This window comes from Nostoc sp. PCC 9305, from assembly GCF_963920915.1.
Classification (GTDB): domain Bacteria; phylum Cyanobacteriota; class Cyanobacteriia; order Cyanobacteriales; family Nostocaceae; genus Nostoc.
In genome coordinates, this window is sequence record NZ_CAWUDN010000062.1 from 1 (window position 1) to 17,360 (window position 17,360).

General features: G+C 41.0%; 10 protein-coding genes. 4 read left to right on the forward strand and 6 right to left on the reverse strand.

The annotated features are described in order from the left end of the window. Positions 1–552 precede the first annotated feature (552 nt). Together ACM0OX_RS21960 and ACM0OX_RS21965 are read left to right on the forward strand one after the other, a co-directional pair. The gene (locus tag ACM0OX_RS21960) at positions 553–765 is read left to right on the forward strand and encodes a chlorophyll a/b-binding protein (RefSeq protein WP_414517092.1); all 213 of its coding nucleotides are present in this window, start codon (positions 553–555) and stop codon (positions 763–765) included. A 69-nt stretch (positions 766–834) separates the two neighbouring features. Continuing rightward, the gene (locus ACM0OX_RS21965; RefSeq protein ID WP_322667869.1) at positions 835–1,074 is read left to right on the forward strand and encodes a hypothetical protein; all 240 of its coding nucleotides are present in this window, start codon (positions 835–837) and stop codon (positions 1,072–1,074) included. A 773-nt stretch (positions 1,075–1,847) separates the two neighbouring features. On the opposite strand, the gene ACM0OX_RS21970 is transcribed toward ACM0OX_RS21965, so the two are convergent. The 6 genes from ACM0OX_RS21970 to ACM0OX_RS21995 all read right to left on the reverse strand — a co-directional run bounded on the left by ACM0OX_RS21970 (position 1,848) and on the right by ACM0OX_RS21995 (position 14,268). Then, positions 1,848–2,354, reverse strand: coding sequence for a DUF3598 family protein (locus tag ACM0OX_RS21970; RefSeq protein ID WP_414517093.1), 507 nt, complete (start codon positions 2,352–2,354; stop codon positions 1,848–1,850). Between the two features lie 73 nt (positions 2,355–2,427). Next, complete coding sequence (locus tag ACM0OX_RS21975; protein ID WP_414517094.1) at positions 2,428–9,642, reverse strand: aminotransferase class III-fold pyridoxal phosphate-dependent enzyme; 7,215 nt, start codon at positions 9,640–9,642, stop codon at positions 2,428–2,430. Between the two features lie 55 nt (positions 9,643–9,697). Next, entirely contained in the window at positions 9,698–11,155 is a 1,458-nt protein-coding gene (locus ACM0OX_RS21980) for an acyl-CoA-binding protein (RefSeq protein ID WP_414517095.1), read from the reverse strand. A 13-nt stretch (positions 11,156–11,168) separates the two neighbouring features. After that, positions 11,169–12,908 (reverse strand): fatty acyl-AMP ligase, encoded by a 1,740-nt coding sequence (locus ACM0OX_RS21985; RefSeq protein WP_414517096.1) that lies wholly within the window; start codon positions 12,906–12,908, stop codon positions 11,169–11,171. Positions 12,909–12,931: 23 nt separating this feature from the next. Continuing rightward, entirely contained in the window at positions 12,932–13,789 is an 858-nt protein-coding gene (locus tag ACM0OX_RS21990; protein ID WP_414517097.1) for a hypothetical protein, read from the reverse strand. A 155-nt stretch (positions 13,790–13,944) separates the two neighbouring features. After that, a complete protein-coding gene (locus ACM0OX_RS21995) occupies positions 13,945–14,268 on the reverse strand; it encodes a hypothetical protein (protein ID WP_414517098.1) in 324 nt (107 codons plus the stop codon). Positions 14,269–15,403: 1,135 nt separating this feature from the next. On the opposite strand from ACM0OX_RS21995, the gene ACM0OX_RS22000 reads away from it, so the two are divergent. Both ACM0OX_RS22000 and ACM0OX_RS22005 read left to right on the forward strand, forming a co-directional pair. Continuing rightward, complete coding sequence (locus tag ACM0OX_RS22000) at positions 15,404–16,213, forward strand: 2OG-Fe(II) oxygenase (protein WP_414517099.1); 810 nt, start codon at positions 15,404–15,406, stop codon at positions 16,211–16,213. A gap of 312 nt (positions 16,214–16,525) precedes the next feature. After that, on the forward strand, positions 16,526–17,332 hold the full coding sequence (locus ACM0OX_RS22005; RefSeq protein WP_414517100.1) for a 2OG-Fe(II) oxygenase: 807 nt from the start codon (positions 16,526–16,528) through the stop codon (positions 17,330–17,332). Positions 17,333–17,360 lie beyond the last annotated feature (28 nt).

The window sequence follows — 17,360 nt, forward strand, 5'->3', positions numbered from 1 at the left end:
AAGGAATCATCCTTCTATGTTATATTTTCTCTCTCGACAATTAATCCACCCTGCCTCCCCGCTTGCGGCTATCCATTACCCGGATCTTTCTTAACATTCGTGAGAGTATTCACTCAGGCTTTTATAACCCTTATTGGTTCGTTGTTTATTCTCAATAAAAACGCAGTTTTAGCGAGAATATTAAAAGCGAATTTGTCAAGTATGCCTAACTATTCAGTGTCTAAGACGGCTATAGAGCATAGGTTTCAAGATTGTAAAGAAAGATGTGACTAATGGATAGCCGCTTGCGGGGAGGGGTTGGGGGTGGGGTGTTAGGGACTTTTGCAAGAGGTCTAATAATCAGTCTTTCGTCCTAACGGCGATTCATTGCGTCTCTTGCCTTGACCGAACAGTATTGAGCCGACCGTAGACACGCCTAGTTCTCGTACACATCCGAAATACCCTACTCACTTAGTACGGTTCTTACTACTTTTATTTTTATGTCAAGTAGTTGCAAAAAATATTTACAATAGTTAATATTAGTTTACAGAAAGCAAAAATAAAGAGTCAAAAATGGCAAGTAAAGGCTTTACCATTAACGAACGCGGTCAACTCAACAGATTTGCGATTGAACCCAAAGTTTATGTTGATGAAATTCCACGGATAGGATTTACCAAATATGCCGAAAAACTCAATGGGCGTTTGGCAATGATTGCTTTTGTTTCCCTCATAGCTGTAGAAGTTATAACAGGACATGGTTTGATTGGATGGCTAACCAGCCTTTAAAGAAGATACTTTGAGATTTCTTAATTTTCTTCACTTGACGAATAAAGCAATTTAGAGGCAAACTTACTTATGAAAACCGATTTTGATTATCCCAAAAAGGATTTAATTGGGCCTGTTGTTTTTAGACCTGCTTTCAACAACTTTGAGACTATCAATGCAAATCAAGCCTGGTCATTGTTTTTTACTGCCGGTCAAGATGACAAAGGACTGGGACAAGAAATTGAGTTCGGCAGATTTTTCACTAACCTTTTAATTGCCATTGGAGTAACTGGAATTATTTGGGCGATTTATTTCAGCCAATTAGGATGATTAAGGAGGCAGGAGGACATTCGCGTAGCGTGTCGTAGACAAGGCAGTTCTTACTGGAGGGAATCCCCATAAATAAATTTAGGGGATTTAACAAGGAAACCGTATTTTTTGCGCTGCGCGTCTCAAAATACATATTTTTTGTTTTGCATAAATAAATTTAGGGACTTTAAACCCTGTGGCAGAGGGCAAAAAATATATTTTCTTCCTCCTGCCTTGTGCCTTTCTTCGGTAAGTTTGTTCATTTCTAATGTGTAGTAACTTCAATAAAGGTCTTGAATTTGGATACCAGGACTTCTTTTAAATTTTCAATAAGTTTAAAAAACTCTATTTAGCTTTGGAAAAAGTTTGATGTTGATTGGATTTATAAAGCTTCCCAATTTGTCACGATATTGTGGGTACGTGGGCTTAGAAGTAGCACAAATAGTTTCCAAACATCTTGCGGTTCAAAGTAAAACCTATGTAATTCAAAATAGAAGGGTATTGGTACATCAACTTTTAAAGTCTGGTCTGGATGCTCATACCGCAGATCGAACTGTTACTGTACTTATATCAAGCCCGGTTTTACAATTAAGCAACAAAAACCAGTGTGCAATTAATTGTATGCGAAAGGAGCTATACAAACAGTAAAAGGGATTGGGGTTATCTTTCTTTTATCACTCTAGGCAGAGGAAAAAGCGAATAAGTCTGCCCAAAGTGATAAAAGAGAGTTAATTATGGGCAATTTGCCGGACATCATATAACTTGTGACGAAGTTAAAAAATTTTTGGCTGCCCCTAATTTCGCAAAATCTTGTTTTCAACAACAATTATGAATCCAGATAATTTTCCATCTGGTAGCTTAAACTTTTGTAAAGTCCTGATTCTTTCAGTATCACTAATTAAGTTGATAGTTTCTAATGCTAATGGGAAACCTGATATCTTATCTGATACTCTAATCATGATAATATTATCATTATATTCTTCTACCATCATCTCAAAATTGCAATAAGGATAATCGGGACTTTCAAAAAGTACCTTACCTGCCCCCACAGCCTTGCCAAAAAAACTTATGTTAACAATTTTACCATCAGGATATTTATTCTGATTAGTTTGTACCCATTGATTATTAACAATATTTTGATTTAAAAGTGATGTAAATCTCTCGATTTCATTACCATTTTCATCTAGGCGAATCCAGTTCCCTTCCCAAGTACCTACAAATCTTGGCAAAACTTTGAAATTTTCTAATTTAATTTGAAGATTTGGATCGAAGCCAGGCAAATTCGTCATTGGTTTATTCATGATTGTTTAGAAAAACTTCCCTTTGTCAGCAAATATAATTTTAGATTCAAATTATTGATAAATAATCTTGATATTATATAGAATTTCTCTTAAAGTTATTTAACTTTCGCATACTAGCCTCTGCTAATTTTTGTTCTTCTCCAATCTGTTTTTGTCCATCTGCTTGAGTCAGTTTTTCGTTGAGCGCATCTAGGCTGATATCGCGTTGTTTTATGACAGTGCGGAAAATGGTTTCCAATTGCTGCATCCAGTGCCAAATTGTAGAGGCACTATAAATATCTGCGTTGTAATTACACTTCAATGATAGTTTCCCATCAATCTCAACCATATTCCAAGTTAGTTCCCGGCGAGCAATGCCAATGTAATTTGTCAAGCCCTCAACTTTTAGCCCCAAAAACTTAAGTTCAACGCCAAATTTATCCATACCAGCTAATGTTGTAATCAGAGGTGGTCGGCTGGGATCGCGCTTAATATTCAGTTCTTTGAGCAATTGGCTAATCGGATAATTTTGATGCTCATAGCCATGCAAAAATACCTTCTTAACAGTATTCAGATAGTCACTAAAACTTTTGTCTTTCACTGCAAAGCGCAATGGCAATACATTAGCACAATAACCAACTAGGTCTTTATCTCCTACAGAAGATTGTCCAGCAGTAGGAACACCAATCACGATATCATCTTGACCAGATAAGTGATGTAATAATAAATTTAAGACAGCAATTAAGGTCATAAACAAGGTACATCCATGCTGATTGCTGAAGCTTTTTAACTCACGTAAACATTCAGCATCAACGAGCATCGTTTGTTCAACCCCAGCATAAGTTTGTACTAGGGGACGCGGGTAATCTGTTGGCAACTCTAAGACGGGAATTGAATTAGCAAATTGTCCTAACCAGTAAGATTTATCTGCTAGCATTTTCTCAGTTTGGCTTTGCTGTTCTTGCCAGTTTATGTATTGCCGGAATTGCATTGGTTCTTCCATTTTATCTGGAATATTCTGACATTCTGCTGAATATATCGCGCCCAAGTCCTTGAAGATGACATCAATTGACCAGCCATCAATAATAATGTGATGAACTGTCAGCACCAATAAATGTAGTTGTGACTCTAGTTTGAGGATATGGACGCGTAACAGAGGCCCAACACTAAGGTCGAAAGGTTTGCGTCCCTCTTTTTCTAGCCACTTAGCGACTTGAACTTTGCAGGTGCTACTATCCCAATTTGAGAAATCAATTATCGGAATATCGATTTTCAGAGAGGGTAATATCTGCTGACAATTACTTTGAGTGCTGATAATAGTTCGTAAAGCCTCATGGCGATTGACAACTTTTTGCACCGCCTGATACATTGCTTCTAAGTCAAGCGAACCCTGTAATTGCAGACTTACAGATTCGTTGTAGGCAATTGAACCTTCTTCACTCATCTGCGCCAACACCCAGAGTTGTTTTTGAGCCTCAGTCAGGGGAATTTTTTGTACTGCTTCAGCGACAATTACGGACTGTTGGGGTAAAACTGCAAACATCTGCGAGGCAGCAGGAATAGTAACTACTTCTCTAAATCCGCTCTCCTTTAATAAGGTTTGCCATTGGGAAGCATCAAGCAATGGGTAAGATGGTCGCAAATTGGAATCGCCAAATTTCCACCACCCCTGAGTTAATCCAAATATTAAATCCAGCCAACGCTGACGAGTTGTCCCTTCCATCAGCACTAGCAGTCCCCCTGGAACTAATAACTGCAACACCTGCTTCAGGGAATTATGCAAATCTGCGGTAGCGTGCAAGACATTAGCCGCCACAATGATATCGTATTGATGAGAACCAAAACCTTGAGCTTCAAGCTCTTGCTCGATGTCTAATATTTCATAACCTACAAATGGATAATCGCTAAATTTTTGCCTAGCTTTGGCAAGGAATAAGGGAGACAAATCGGTAAATAGATATTTTGTCTGTCGTTCGGGCAGATGAGGCAGGATATGGGCTGTTGTTCCCCCAGTCCCAGCGCCAATTTCGAGAATGCCTATGTTACTACCCTTGGGCAAATTTTCCAGTGCGATCGCAATTGTTTTTTGTACCATAGCGTTCATGATTCGTGCTACGGGTGAATCCTGATACAGCTTGGTTAAACTTGTTGAGTCGCCATTGGGGAATAATAACTCTAACGGGTGACGTTTTCCTTGTAACACCTGTGCTAATTCTTGTCCGCAACGCTGTAGCAAAGATAACTCTGCTTCTAAAGCTGGGTATTCACTTAAAATTTCCCTGGGCTGAAAATGTTGAATTTCCGGGACTCGCATTACTTCCCACCGATCGCTAACTTGACGCAGTATTCCTTCTTCTGCCAATATCTCTAGCAGACGACCTAGTAAGCGTTGGTGTTGGTTAACCACACTCAACTGTTGAGCGATCGCTACCAATGTAAACTCCTTGCCTGGGTGAAACTCCCAACCCATTGACTGGAAGGCTTTGAGGATATAAGTCAGGCTTAAAGCTTCTAGTTTAGTTAATCCTTGTTGATAAGCTTCTAAGTCCTCCTGCACAATTAATTGTTGGAATTGGGGTGTGAGGCGATCGCTAATTTCTCTTGGGCTTGGGAAGTGAAGTGGTGCTTTTTTTGAGGGTGTGACAGGTAGTTCATTTGCTGGCGGCTTACTCCCACCTTTGAGGAAAAAACCTCCTTGTCGCAGTTCCTTGATACTATCCTTGACTGCCTGGATGATGCGATCGATATCTACATTGGTATGTGCAGTTGAGAGAAAGCAGTTACGCCCTTCCCAAATGTAAATGCCTTTTTCTAGTAAATGATAAAACAGCAAGTCTATATTTTCTGAGGAAGCGAAGCGAAATAGGGAGCCAAAATGGACTACCTCTATCGGTACATTCTCCGCTTGAAAGTAAGCATTTAGAGTTGCCGCTAACTCAGAGGTATTATGGTTTAATTGCTGTTGCAGACCAAAACCTTCCCGATGGAGATGTTGCAATACTGCCCGTGCTGCCGCCATTCCTAGATGATTTTTGTTAAAGGTTCCAGCGAAAAAAGTCTTTTGTGCTTGAGGATAGGAGGCATCACCGTAGTTCCATATCCCGCCGTCAATGCCATTCATGTAATCCCTCTTACCAGCTATGACTCCCATCGGTAGTCCGCCGCCGATAATTTTGCCATAGATTACCAGATCCGCTTCAATCCCACAGTAAGCCTGAAAGCCTCCTGGATGGATGCGGAAACCTGTAATTACTTCATCGAAAATTAGGGCAATTCCCTCGGCTTGTGTCAATTGCCTTAACTGCTGTAAAAACCCTTGGGGTTGTAAATGAGGATGGCGACTCTGCACTGGTTCAACTAATACAGCCGCCAATTCGTCAGCATGAGTCCGCAAAATATCCAGGGATTGGGGATTGCCGTAATCGAGTACCAGCACATCGGCAACTGCATAAGGTGAGATACCTACAGTCATTGGTACAGTATTCGTCTCACCTTGGACTGCCCTAGCTAACACGCCATCGAAATGACCATGATATGAACCAGTAAATAGAGCAATCTTATTCCGGCCAGTCGTTGTCCGTGCTAACCGCAGCGCCGTCATCACCGCTTCTGTACCTGTGTTACAGAAAGTGACTCGCTCCATATTAGTTAATTTACAGATTAACCCAGCTACCTCTGTTGCTAGATTGGATTGAGGCCCTAGTTGTATTCCTTGGTGAATCTGTTCTGTCAAGGCTTGAGTTATAAATGGTGCATCATGACCAAACAGCAACACCCCAAACCCCATTGAGATGTCGATATACTCGTTACCATCAATATCCCAAAATTTTGCACCTTTTGCTCGTTCTCCAATAATCGGATAGACCATTTCCTTGATGGAAGGGCGAAATCCTGCCACAGCCCTACTATCAGCCAGAACAGAGCGGCTGATTTCGGATCGTTGCTTAGATTGTTGCGTCCGTTTGGTATAGCGGGCGATCAGTGCTTGTAAATGATGCTGTTGTTGTGGGTTAAGCTCCCTAATTTGAGTTTCTGAAACTAGCTGCTGATTTGGTTTGCCATTCTGGTAAGAATTAACAGTAGGTGCAGTTGCTTGCTGTGGAGATAAAGAACCTCCATTTGAGGATGATGATACCTGCGCTTGATTACTTCCCTTACCCTGTAATAGTTCTAGCTGCTGAGACATTAGCTGAGACATCACTTGAAGTTGCTGTGACATAATTCGCTCTAATGCTGACTCATGCAAGGTTTCTGGCGAATTGGGAATTACTGGATTCGTAGTTTGTGGGGTTAATTGCTCTGGCTGTGTAGGCTGAGACTCTGATTCAGGGGAAGGTACATTCTGAGCAATGTAAGTTGCTAACGCCTCAATGGTTCTATATTCTTCAAATAGCTGGCTAATAGATATCTTAATGCCATAAGTGTTTTCAATTGCTGCGATCGCATCAATGAGGATCAGCGAATCAGCCCCCATTTCCAAAAAAGGTGTATGAATATCTACTTCATTAGGAGCTAATTGCAGTAATTTACTGATAATAGAACCCAATGTGACTAAAATCTGCTTTGGTGGTTTGGTGTCAGAAATTGCATCTGTCTGAAACTGGGATACTTTGGCATCTAATTTCTGTTCATCCATGACTTGAGTTGTATCTTGAATCCAGTAACGTTGACGTTGGAAGGGATAGGTAGGAAGCGATCGCTTATTTCTGGAATAATCTCGATCGAATCCCCTCCAGTTAATATTTACCCCTTGCACGTACAGAGCAGATAAGCTCGAAAGCAACACTTGCCAATCCTCTTGTTTTGGGGCTAGGGAAGGGAGCCAGGTTGCATGACTTTGCTGGCATTTTTGGCCCATTCTGGAGAGGATGGGCTTGGAACCGATTTCTAAAAATAAGTTATAGCCTTGAGCAAATAAACTATTTATCCCCGCCATGAATTTTACTGGCTCTCTGGTATGCCGTCGCCAATAATTGGCATCAGGGATATATTCAGAAGGCAGCATTTCGCCTGTGAGGTTAGAAATTAGGGGTAGGCGTGGAGTTTGAAACTTTACTTGGCTGGCCTCGGTTTCAAAGGTATCCAGTATTGGTGCGATGAGTGGGGAATGAAAGGCGTGAGAAACTCGCAACTGTTGAGTTTTGATTCCTTGGGCTTCCCAGGCGGCAACCAGTGCCCTGACTGGCGATCGCAGACCGGAAATGACAATACTCTCAAGTCCATTAATTGCGGCAATGGCAACTTCTGAAGAATATGGCTGAATTGCCGCTTGTACCTGATTTTCAGAGGCAAATACAGCGACCATTTCACCAGCTTGGGACAATGACTGCATCAAACTAGCTCTTTTTGCCACTAGCTTTAGACCTTCTTCCAGGCTAAATACCCCCGCTACACAAGCGGCGACATATTCACCCAAACTATGACCAATTACGATGTGGGGAATGACACCCCAAGACTGCCATAATTCAGCGAGGGCATATTCTAGAGCAAATAAAGCGGGTTGGGTATAGGCAGTTTCATCTAAAAGTGAACTTTCAGCGTCGGTTGCATAGAGGATTTCCAGTAACGGCTTATCCAAATAGGGACGGAGAATTTCATCGCAACGTTCGAGAGTTTTGCGGAAGCTGGGCTGGGTTTCGTAAAGTTGACGACCCATGCCTACGTATTGTGACCCCTGTCCGGTGAATAAAAAGGCTATTTTCAAGGACTGGCGGCTGGCAACCTTACCAGCTAATATTCCAGCCATTGCCTGATTCTCAGTTAAATTACTCAGGCGATCGCCTAACTGTTTGCTTGATTGCGCGACAATTGCCAATCGATGGGCAAAATGCGATCGCCCCGTGTTGGCACTAAAGCAGACATCTGCCAAAGATACATCAGCATCAGCCGTCAAGAAATCAGCATAACGTTGCGCCAATTCCTGCAAAGCCACCTCATTCTTAGCCGATAGAGTCAAAAGATGCAGCGATCGCTCAACTTGAAAAATCCCCCCTGCTCCCCCGCCCCCCTGCTCCCCTGCTCCCCCGCCCCCTTCAGGCGCTGCTTCTAAAATCAGATGAGAATTAGTACCACCAAAGCTAAACCCACTCACACCAGCCAAAAGGCGATCGCTAGGCCAAGGTTGACATTCCCCAGGAATAAAAAATGGTGTTCCATCTAAACCCAGATGGGGATTTAACTCTTGCAAGTGGAGGTGGGGGGGAATTTTCTTGTGTTGTAGCGATAACACCACCTTAATTAAACCTGCTACCCCGGCTGCTGGTTCTAAATGACCAATATTTGTTTTCACCGAGCCAATTCCACAGCGTTGTTCAGGGGAACGCCCCGACATCAATACTGCTTTTAACGCTCTGATCTCAATTGGATCTCCCAGAGGAGTACCAGTTCCGTGGGCTTCTATATAGCTAATCTCTGCGGGTGCGACACCAGCATTTTTTAAGGCTTGGCGAATCACTGCCTGTTGAGCCAAGCCATTCGGTGCTGTAATCCCGTTACTGAGTCCATCGTGATTAACTGCCGAACCCTTAATTACTGCTAAAATGCGGTCTCGATCCTGAATGGCATCACTGAGGCGCTTGAGAATCGTAATACCGCAACCCTCACCCCGGACGTATCCATTGGCACTAGCATCAAAGGTTTTACATCGACCATCAGGAGCCATCATCCGGGCTTGGGAAAAGGTAATTGTCATGTCTGGCGATAGCATCAGGCTGACACCGCCAGTAATTGCTAAGTTAGACTCCCCACTCCGCAAACTTTGACAAGCAGAGTGAATTGCTACCAAGGATGAGGAACAAGCTGTTTCGATAGCCATACTTGGCCCATGCAAATCCAGCAGATAAGATAAGCGATTGGCGGCGATGCTCAGAGTTAGACCAGTGCCATTATGAATATTGATGTTGGCTAAATCGCGACATAAAAATCTGCCGTAGTCGTAGTTGCCAATGCCAATGAAAACACCAGTTTGGCTACCCGCGAGACTTTCTGGTGCGATCGCGGCATCTTCTAAAGCCTCCCAAGCTACCTCCAAAACCAGTCTGTGCTGGGGGTCTATGCGTTCGGCTTCACGGGGAGAAATCCCGAAAAAATTGGGGTCAAATCGATCTACCCGATCTAAGAAACCGCCCCAACGAGTGTTCATTTTCCCTGGAGTCGCCGGATCGGGATCGTAAAAAGCCTCAACATCCCATCGGTCTTTTGGCACTTGAGCGATCGCATCGATGCCATTATGCAAAAGCTTCCAGAATGATTCGGGATTATTAGCTTGAGGAAAACGGCAACCGATGCCTATAATCGCTATGGATTCCACTTTTGACCTTTTTTTGTGTATATTACAACATCATTTTTTCGGTACTTACAGAAGTTTACGCCAAAACTTGCATTTCCTCTGCTATGTGCTGGGCTAAAGCCTCAATAGTTGGGTATTCATATACTAGAGTCGGAGCAAGTTTATATCCTGTCGCAGCTTCTAGATCGCCCATTAGAACAGTTCCTTCTGCTGAGGATAAACCATAACGTTGGAAGGGAATCTTTACTTCTATTTCATCTGGTTGCGTGTCCAACAGTTCAGACAGATAAGAAATTAACCAACTTTCAATATCCGCTGCTTTTAATACTCCCTTGTTTACTGTACTAGTATTGCTTCTACTGCTGGCATCTTGGGGATTTTTTCGTGGCAAACTCCTTACTAATTGGCTATACCGCTTCATTGCTTCTGTAGTACTCATACCTCGATATCGATTCCAGGCTTGCCATTGAATATATTTACGCGGATGCAAAATTGGGTTTGGTTCTTCTTCTTGACAATCTCCTTCTAAAACCTGTTTTTCTAAACCGTAAATCTCTAGCTGTAGTTTATCTTCTGGGATATTTACATGACCAAACCGCACCAAATTAGACATGAGTTGAAATTCTACTTCCGTCTCATCTAAATCATGCTCATCTCTAACTAAGTTATGTTTATAATCATCACGTCCAGAAACCAAAATACAAAAATGCCTTTTGATGTTGTGGGCATTTTCATCAATAAAATCCCCTTGCCAGCGATAGGGATAAACCTGGGTACTTGGACGCACATAACGGCCAATAATCGCCAAGCGACGGCGATTTGAGTGATTGGGTAGGGAACAGTGCATTGTACTTTCAGTAAAGACGATCGCTTGACCTGCCTTGACTGGCACTGATTCTACTTCCCAGTCATTTTCATCAAATTCATAAGATAAGGAGTATTGTTGCTCTTTTTGCCAAACTGTTTTATGGGCACTAATGCCAGCAAACACACCTTCAGATGCCGGAACACTCCCTTTCAATATTTTAAATATTTGCTGATGCGATCCATTGGCGAAACGCATACAACCATTTTCCAGGTCGGCATCTTCCAACGCCACCCATACTGTTAAATTTAAAGGGTCTTCATCTTGAGAATAAACTAAAGTTTTTTTCGCAAAATCGATGTCACTTGATGTATAAAATTCTTTCGCTTGATGCCATTTAATTTCCCCTTGCCCAGGCATTTTACAAAAGACATTGGTATACCAAAGCAATAAGTTTTCTCCAGCGATTTGGTTTAAGCGCTGAATTAGTTGCGGATGTTTAAATAGTTCTGCTATTGGTTTATGAAATAGATAATGATCGCGGGGTGTTTCTAAGTTAAGGACATTATTATAAAATGTGATGATTTCCTGTCCGTCTGCTTCTTTGATAATGCGGCTATTAGTTTCTAAACATTCCTTTACTGCGGCAATTTCTGCTGGTGCAAAGATATCAACAGGGCCGACCCATCCTTTTTGTTGAAAATGTTGAACTTGATCTTGATTTAACATATTATCTCTATCTTTAGATGGTTGTTGTTAATCCTGGGGATTTTTCTGATGTTAATAAATTCAGTGTGTGATTCAAAAATTTTTGGCGGCAAGCCTGACGCTGAATCTTACCACTAGAAGTTTTTGGAACGGTTCCCGTTTTTACTAATAAAACAGTATGAGTTCGGATCTCATGTTCTGCTGCCACTGCTTGACGAATGTTACCAATTACTTCATTAACATCTAGCCGTCGCAGATAACTCCGCTCTACTTCTTGAACTACAACTAACTGTTCCTCACCTTTAAATTCCACTGCAAAGGCTGCTCCACAACTGGGCCGCAAGGCGGGATGACTATTTTCAACGGTTAATTCAATATCTTGGGGATAATGGTTACGTCCTTGAATAACAATCGTATCTTTCAGCCGCCCTGTAACGAATAACTCGCCATCCTTGATAAATCCTAAGTCGCCTGTACGGAGAAACGTTCTAGAATCACTATCTTTGAGGGTTGCTTGAAAGGTTTTTTGTGTCTCTTGAGGGTTTTTCCAGTAGCCTTGAGCAATAGTAGAACCTGATACCCAAATTTCCCCAACTTGTGAATCTTGGCATCGAGTAAAGGATTCAGGATGAACGATCGCAATTTGTGTATCAATCTCGCTACGTCCACATCCTACCAATGTCTGTACATTTTGTTGATTTAATCTCGCCTCTACCACCCGATTTTCTGCTAGTGCATCTGTATCAACTCGCAAGAATACAGGCGGATCTTGTTGACGCACCGCCGCCACTTTTAGGGTGGCTTCTGCCAAACCATAACCGGGACAGAAGGCTGTTAAATCAAATCCACAGGGTTTAAAGGTTTCGGCGAACCGTTGTAAGACATCTGCCCTCACAGGTTCAGCACCATTTAAAGCCATTTGCCAGCTACTCAAATCCAAGGTAGCCTTTTGTGCTGCGGTGATTTTCCGCACGCATAGATCGTAGGCAAAATTCGGTGCGCCGCTATGACTAGCTTTGTAAGTCGAAATCGCCTGTAGCCATCGTATGGGTTTATGTAGAAAGGACACAGGAGGCATCATGTAGCAAGAACAACCTTTATATAAGGGTTCGATGACTCCATAAATTAGCCCCATATCGTGAAAGGTGGGTAGCCAAGTGACAATAATACTATCTGCTGTGTGGTTCCATCCGCGATCAAGGTCGGTACAGTTGGATAGGAGATTGCCGTGGCTGATCATCACTCCCTTGGGAGTGCCTGTAGAGCCGGAGGTGTACTGGAGAAGGGCTAGGGTATGGCTATTGACAAGAGGTTTCTGCCATGCATCTGCTAAATCTGCATCAATGTCATCGGTGGCTAACCAACGCAACTGGGCTAACTCTGGGTATTCTACTAACCAATGCTGACTATTGGCTAAGACAGATGTGGTTGTGAGGGCAAAGGTTGCTTCTGCATCTTTGGCCATCGCCAACAGCCTAGACTTTGACTGATTGGCACGGAGGGGATAGGCGGGAATAGCTACAACTCCAGCCAACAAACATCCGAAAAAAGCGGCAATGAATTCTAAACCCGGTGGATATAGTAGTAAGGCTTGTTGACCTATGGCATTAAAACTCTGAAGTTTGGCGGCGATCGCCTGTGCTAACCGCTCCAATTCTTGATAACTTAGAGTGTGCGCTGCAATTTCTCCATCCTGAAGAAAAGTGTAAGCTTTTTTATCAGGCTGCGATCGCGCTCTTTCACTCAAAGCATCTACTAAGGTAGAAAATTTCATGCCGTTATTGCCCTCTCAATTTCCTAACTCCAGTAGAAAAGTTTTTCACGCTCCTTGGAGAAGGCAAGAAATCCGCCTACGGTAATCCGACGGCGAGAACCTTCAACCGCAGAAACACGATGCAAAATTCTCCCCGCATCAAAGACCACTAAAGAACCAGCTTGTGGACTAAGGAACATTTGGTCGTAATCTTCCATAACTGAGGCAATCAGTTGACCGTTCACTAAACCATTTTTCCTTGTTCCCCCATGTTCCTTATCGGGCCATTCTGTCTCTGACCACTCTAAATCATAGAGAACTAACTCTCCCCCAGCATTAGCAGCACTTAACACTACAAAATAGCTGAGATGATCTTCGGGTTCAACTATGGTTTCTAAGTGGCGATACCCTGGTGTGCAATGCAGAAATTGATTTTCAAAATGCCAGCCCATCTCCTGGCCAGTTTTTAAAACTCGAATTGTCGTTGGAGTATAGGCGTAGCCGTCGGGAGTAACAGGAAGTTCAACGGGACGACCACCAGACATTGCACCAAGAACTTCTGTTAGCCGCGTCTCGAAATCGGCTCCTCCACTGAAGAGTTGGCGGCAATATTTCCGAAAATCAACCGCTTCTTCACAATATTGAGTAATATCGGCATCGCATACATATAATGCTGGGCCGTAAATCAGAACATCACCAAAAGACGAACCAGGAAATGCACCTTTGCGCGTTAGCCGACTGACGACTCTGGATATATCCTCTTCCGAAATAAAATTCTTGACGACCAGACCATGAATTTGGCGATCGCAAATATCTATAATTCCTTCTGGGTAGTTACCAATTTCACTAACATCCAGTTCAACAAAATTATATAAGGACTTGGCTACAGGTGACTTAATCATGATTTCGCCAAAAACAAATTTTTACAACCTATGCTAATTGCTCTTTTTGCTCAATAATATTTGTAATTGATACATCTCAGATTATCCTGTTTTTTGAAAACCTGAGATATATCAAATTTCAAATCAGAGATTGAAAAAGATTTCGCACTCAGATTTTAGTTGGCATTAACTGCACTTCCAAAATGACAAGAGGTGCTGCAATAGGTATCCGCCAAACTAGCTATGACAGGGTTGAGTTCATACTGGACTTTCAAAGACTCGATATACGTACTCACATCTGCTTCTGAAACATCAAAGCCCTTAGATTTAGCTACTTTAGACAGTTCTTGCGCTACTTTTGCAATTTTTTCTTCTGGAGATCCCTGAAGATTAGTTAAAGCTTTTTGCAATTCTGCACCTACTCCTGATGAGTCGCTAGCTGGATTGTTATTTTCTGTCGTAATATTTTTTACGAAATCAGTAAATTGTGCTACAGACATATTGTTTCTCCTTGTAATCTTGTCCTCTGTTTTTAAGAAACACATTTCATAGCCCTCATTTTCTAAGAATTTGAGAGTTTCTATTTCAGTGTGTTTCTTTCATAATTATTGCGGTAGCGAAAAAACTTACCTGTTAGAGGTTCTTAAGAAACACACACATTTTATAAACCTTATTCAGTCAGGATCTGAGGTTTTAAATTTCAATGTATTTCTTCCATTTTTTGTTAGCGCATAGGAGCGCTAGTCAAAAGCTCATATCTGGTGCCATTGTCGGATTGCAAGCTTTAAAATTGCATTCTTGTTGCTAGTCATTACTGGTTGTTCGCTTAAATCCTGAATTTATAAGCTTTAGACATTGCCCAGTTTCAGGTTGTCGAAAATAGCGCCAGATTTGGTCTCTGTCAAAATTGAGAGAATTTTACTAGAGAAATCCGCTTACCAGAAATTGAGATATTTGGGATTTTGTAAATAAAGGGTAAAGCAGATCAGCCTTTGGTATAAAACCTTTTGCACTTAGTAGCTATTCGCTTTCCGTCAGATAATTACTTAAATTTATTTCGTAGTCAGGCTTTCAGCTCTGAGTTGGGAATTTCAAAAGCGATGAAGTCTTTACCACGCAACTCTGTCATCCTATAACGGGAAGGGACTAAGTGCAATGTCCGATACAAAATTTAATTATATTGACCATCTAGTTACCATGTATTAACATTACTTTATCATATACCCCTTATACGCTATCTCGTGTAATATTTTTGGAATTTTCACGTATAAACACTGTATAATTGCAATGTCAAAACTAAATAACTTTAGCTTTTAAGCTCTATTTTTCGTGAAGGCTGTTATTGGGAGCGACTGCGTTAAACGGGTTTCTCGGCTTGTTCACCCTTGGTGTTTACATAGCTTCTTTTGACGGAAAAGTATAGCAACTAAAGTTTGAAAAAAAAAAGTTTAATAAAAAAGATTTATATCAAGATATGTTAGTGTTTGACTAAATTGTATAAACCCTAAATTATTGGTTAAAAATTTATGCATACTATCACCATAGCCAGTTGTAACTGAATATTAAATTACCGTTCCCGCTAGCTTGATTTTGTGGTATCGGTTAAAATAAGGTAACAAACAAAATTTAGGAGCTTTGGAAAATTCTGCTATGACATACGTTAAAAATGATTTGTGGCTCACAGTTACATCTGATTTATTAGCTAATTATCCAGACGCAGTTAATCGGATATACAAAGGTGAAATTGATGGAATACTGATTAAGCAGGTCTTCACCAGAGAAGAAATGCTCGAGGCTAAACATCAACTGGAAAATACTAAAATTCGGAAAAGCGTGGGTTACGGCGAATCATTTGGTGTTGTTCTACCTGCCAAAGAAAATGAACCTACTAAATATTTCCAAGATGTAAATGTATATAGAAACGATCTGAAAAATATTTTTGAAGGTGGTTATGAAGAAAGGATTGAAGGATTACTAAGTAAAGTCTCAGGAGGGAGAACAGTAGAGATAGCCTCAGAAAATAATCAAACTTATGCCCCTGCTCAAATTAGGTTTATCGATACAAATAAAGGTGGGATTATTATTCATAAAGGTAGTCAATTTCTTCAGCATCCGTCTTTTGCTCATTTAACAAAAATTGCTAGATTACAAGAACATCTGAGTTATTTTCTGATCGTAGATAAGCCAGAAGAAGGTGGAGAATTAATAATTTACGATCTGCCGCCAGAAGAAGCGAAAAAAGATTTTGATACTTTAGTTAAAGATTCAGCTTTTGAAAAATGTGAAAAAAAATATGTCAGCCCAGACATTGGTGATATGGTGCTTTTCCACGGTGGTACAATATGGCATAAGGTAGCGGAGGCCAGGGGAAACAAAAATCGCATTAGTATAGGTGGATTCGTTGCTATATCAACAGACGATCAAAAAATATTCTATTGGAGTTAATCAAATTATAGCCAAGAATCATCGTAGAATTTAGGCAACGCTTAAAGGATGTTTTTAAAGTATACTATCTCCTTTTTTGTTGGGATTTAGGGAGATAGAGAAATTTTTTACAGAACCAAGCACTTTTAAAACATCCTCTTTGCTCAACTCGATCTAAATACAAGAACGTCAGCCTTATTTGATACAGGTTATAGTTCTGACAGCCATTTTTCCTTTGTGAATAATTTTGGTGGGACAAAATTATTTATAAATAAGGATTTTATTGGATGCGATCGCAGCTAATGTAAATTAAAAGTCATCGATGGAGATAAAATGAATAAAAATGCTACTCAGCCAGAATTAGCAATCAATAACTGGCTCACTTTAGAAGCTGAATTAGCCAGTAATTATCCTGATAGTGTTAATCAAATTTATCAAGGTGAAATCGATGGAATGCTCCTCAAAGGAGTCTTTTCCCAAGCAGAAATGTTAGAAGTAAAACAGAGACTAGATAACGCCAGTGACGAGCTAGAAACTGTTAGATACGGTACAACCCTTGGCTGTGTTTTAATGGCAGCAGGTAGTGACAAAGAAAGATATTTTCAAGGTGCAGATAATTTCAGGAACAAGTTAAAGACACTTTTTAATACCAATTTTGAAGCGAGATTAGAAGCAACTTTAACTGAAATTTCTGGAGGCAGAAAAGTCGAGGTAGCTAGAGAAAATGATGAGCGGATTTATACCCCAGCTACTGTAAGATTTGTCTACCCAAATTTAGGTGGAATGGTTCCCCATAAAAACAATGATTTTCTGGAAAATTCCTACTACGATCACTTGAACCAAATTGCCAAAATGGTAGATGCTCTCAGCTATTTTATCATCATTGATAAACCAGAAGCAGGTGGAGATTTAGTACTTTACGATTTACCTCCAGAAGAGTCAATGACTCTCACCAAAGATTTGGATTTAGAAAAATGCCCCAAGAGATATATCACCCCCGATATCGGAGACATGATTGTTTTTCATGGCGGTAATATAGTCCATCAAATTACTGATGTAACAGGGCAAAAAGTTAGAATTACGATTGGTGGCTTCTTAGCAATGTCTAAAGACGATCGAAAAATCCTCTATTGGAGTTAAATAGTTTTGCTGTGACTCAATTGAGGTG

Excerpts from the sequence above, each read along its gene's own strand:
- ACM0OX_RS21995 (WP_414517098.1), bottom strand. The coding sequence starts at position 14,268 with ATGTCTGTAGCACAATTTACTGATTTCGTAAAAAATATTACGACAGAA.
- ACM0OX_RS21985 (WP_414517096.1), bottom strand. The coding sequence starts at position 12,908 with ATGAAATTTTCTACCTTAGTAGATGCTTTGAGTGAAAGAGCGCGATCG.
- ACM0OX_RS21960 (WP_414517092.1), top strand. The coding sequence starts at position 553 with ATGGCAAGTAAAGGCTTTACCATTAACGAACGCGGTCAACTCAACAGA.
- ACM0OX_RS21990 (WP_414517097.1), bottom strand. The coding sequence starts at position 13,789 with ATGATTAAGTCACCTGTAGCCAAGTCCTTATATAATTTTGTTGAACTG.
- ACM0OX_RS22005 (WP_414517100.1), top strand. The coding sequence starts at position 16,526 with ATGAATAAAAATGCTACTCAGCCAGAATTAGCAATCAATAACTGGCTC.
- ACM0OX_RS21970 (WP_414517093.1), bottom strand. The coding sequence starts at position 2,354 with ATGAATAAACCAATGACGAATTTGCCTGGCTTCGATCCAAATCTTCAA.
- ACM0OX_RS21980 (WP_414517095.1), bottom strand. The coding sequence starts at position 11,155 with ATGTTAAATCAAGATCAAGTTCAACATTTTCAACAAAAAGGATGGGTC.
- ACM0OX_RS21965 (WP_322667869.1), top strand. The coding sequence starts at position 835 with ATGAAAACCGATTTTGATTATCCCAAAAAGGATTTAATTGGGCCTGTT.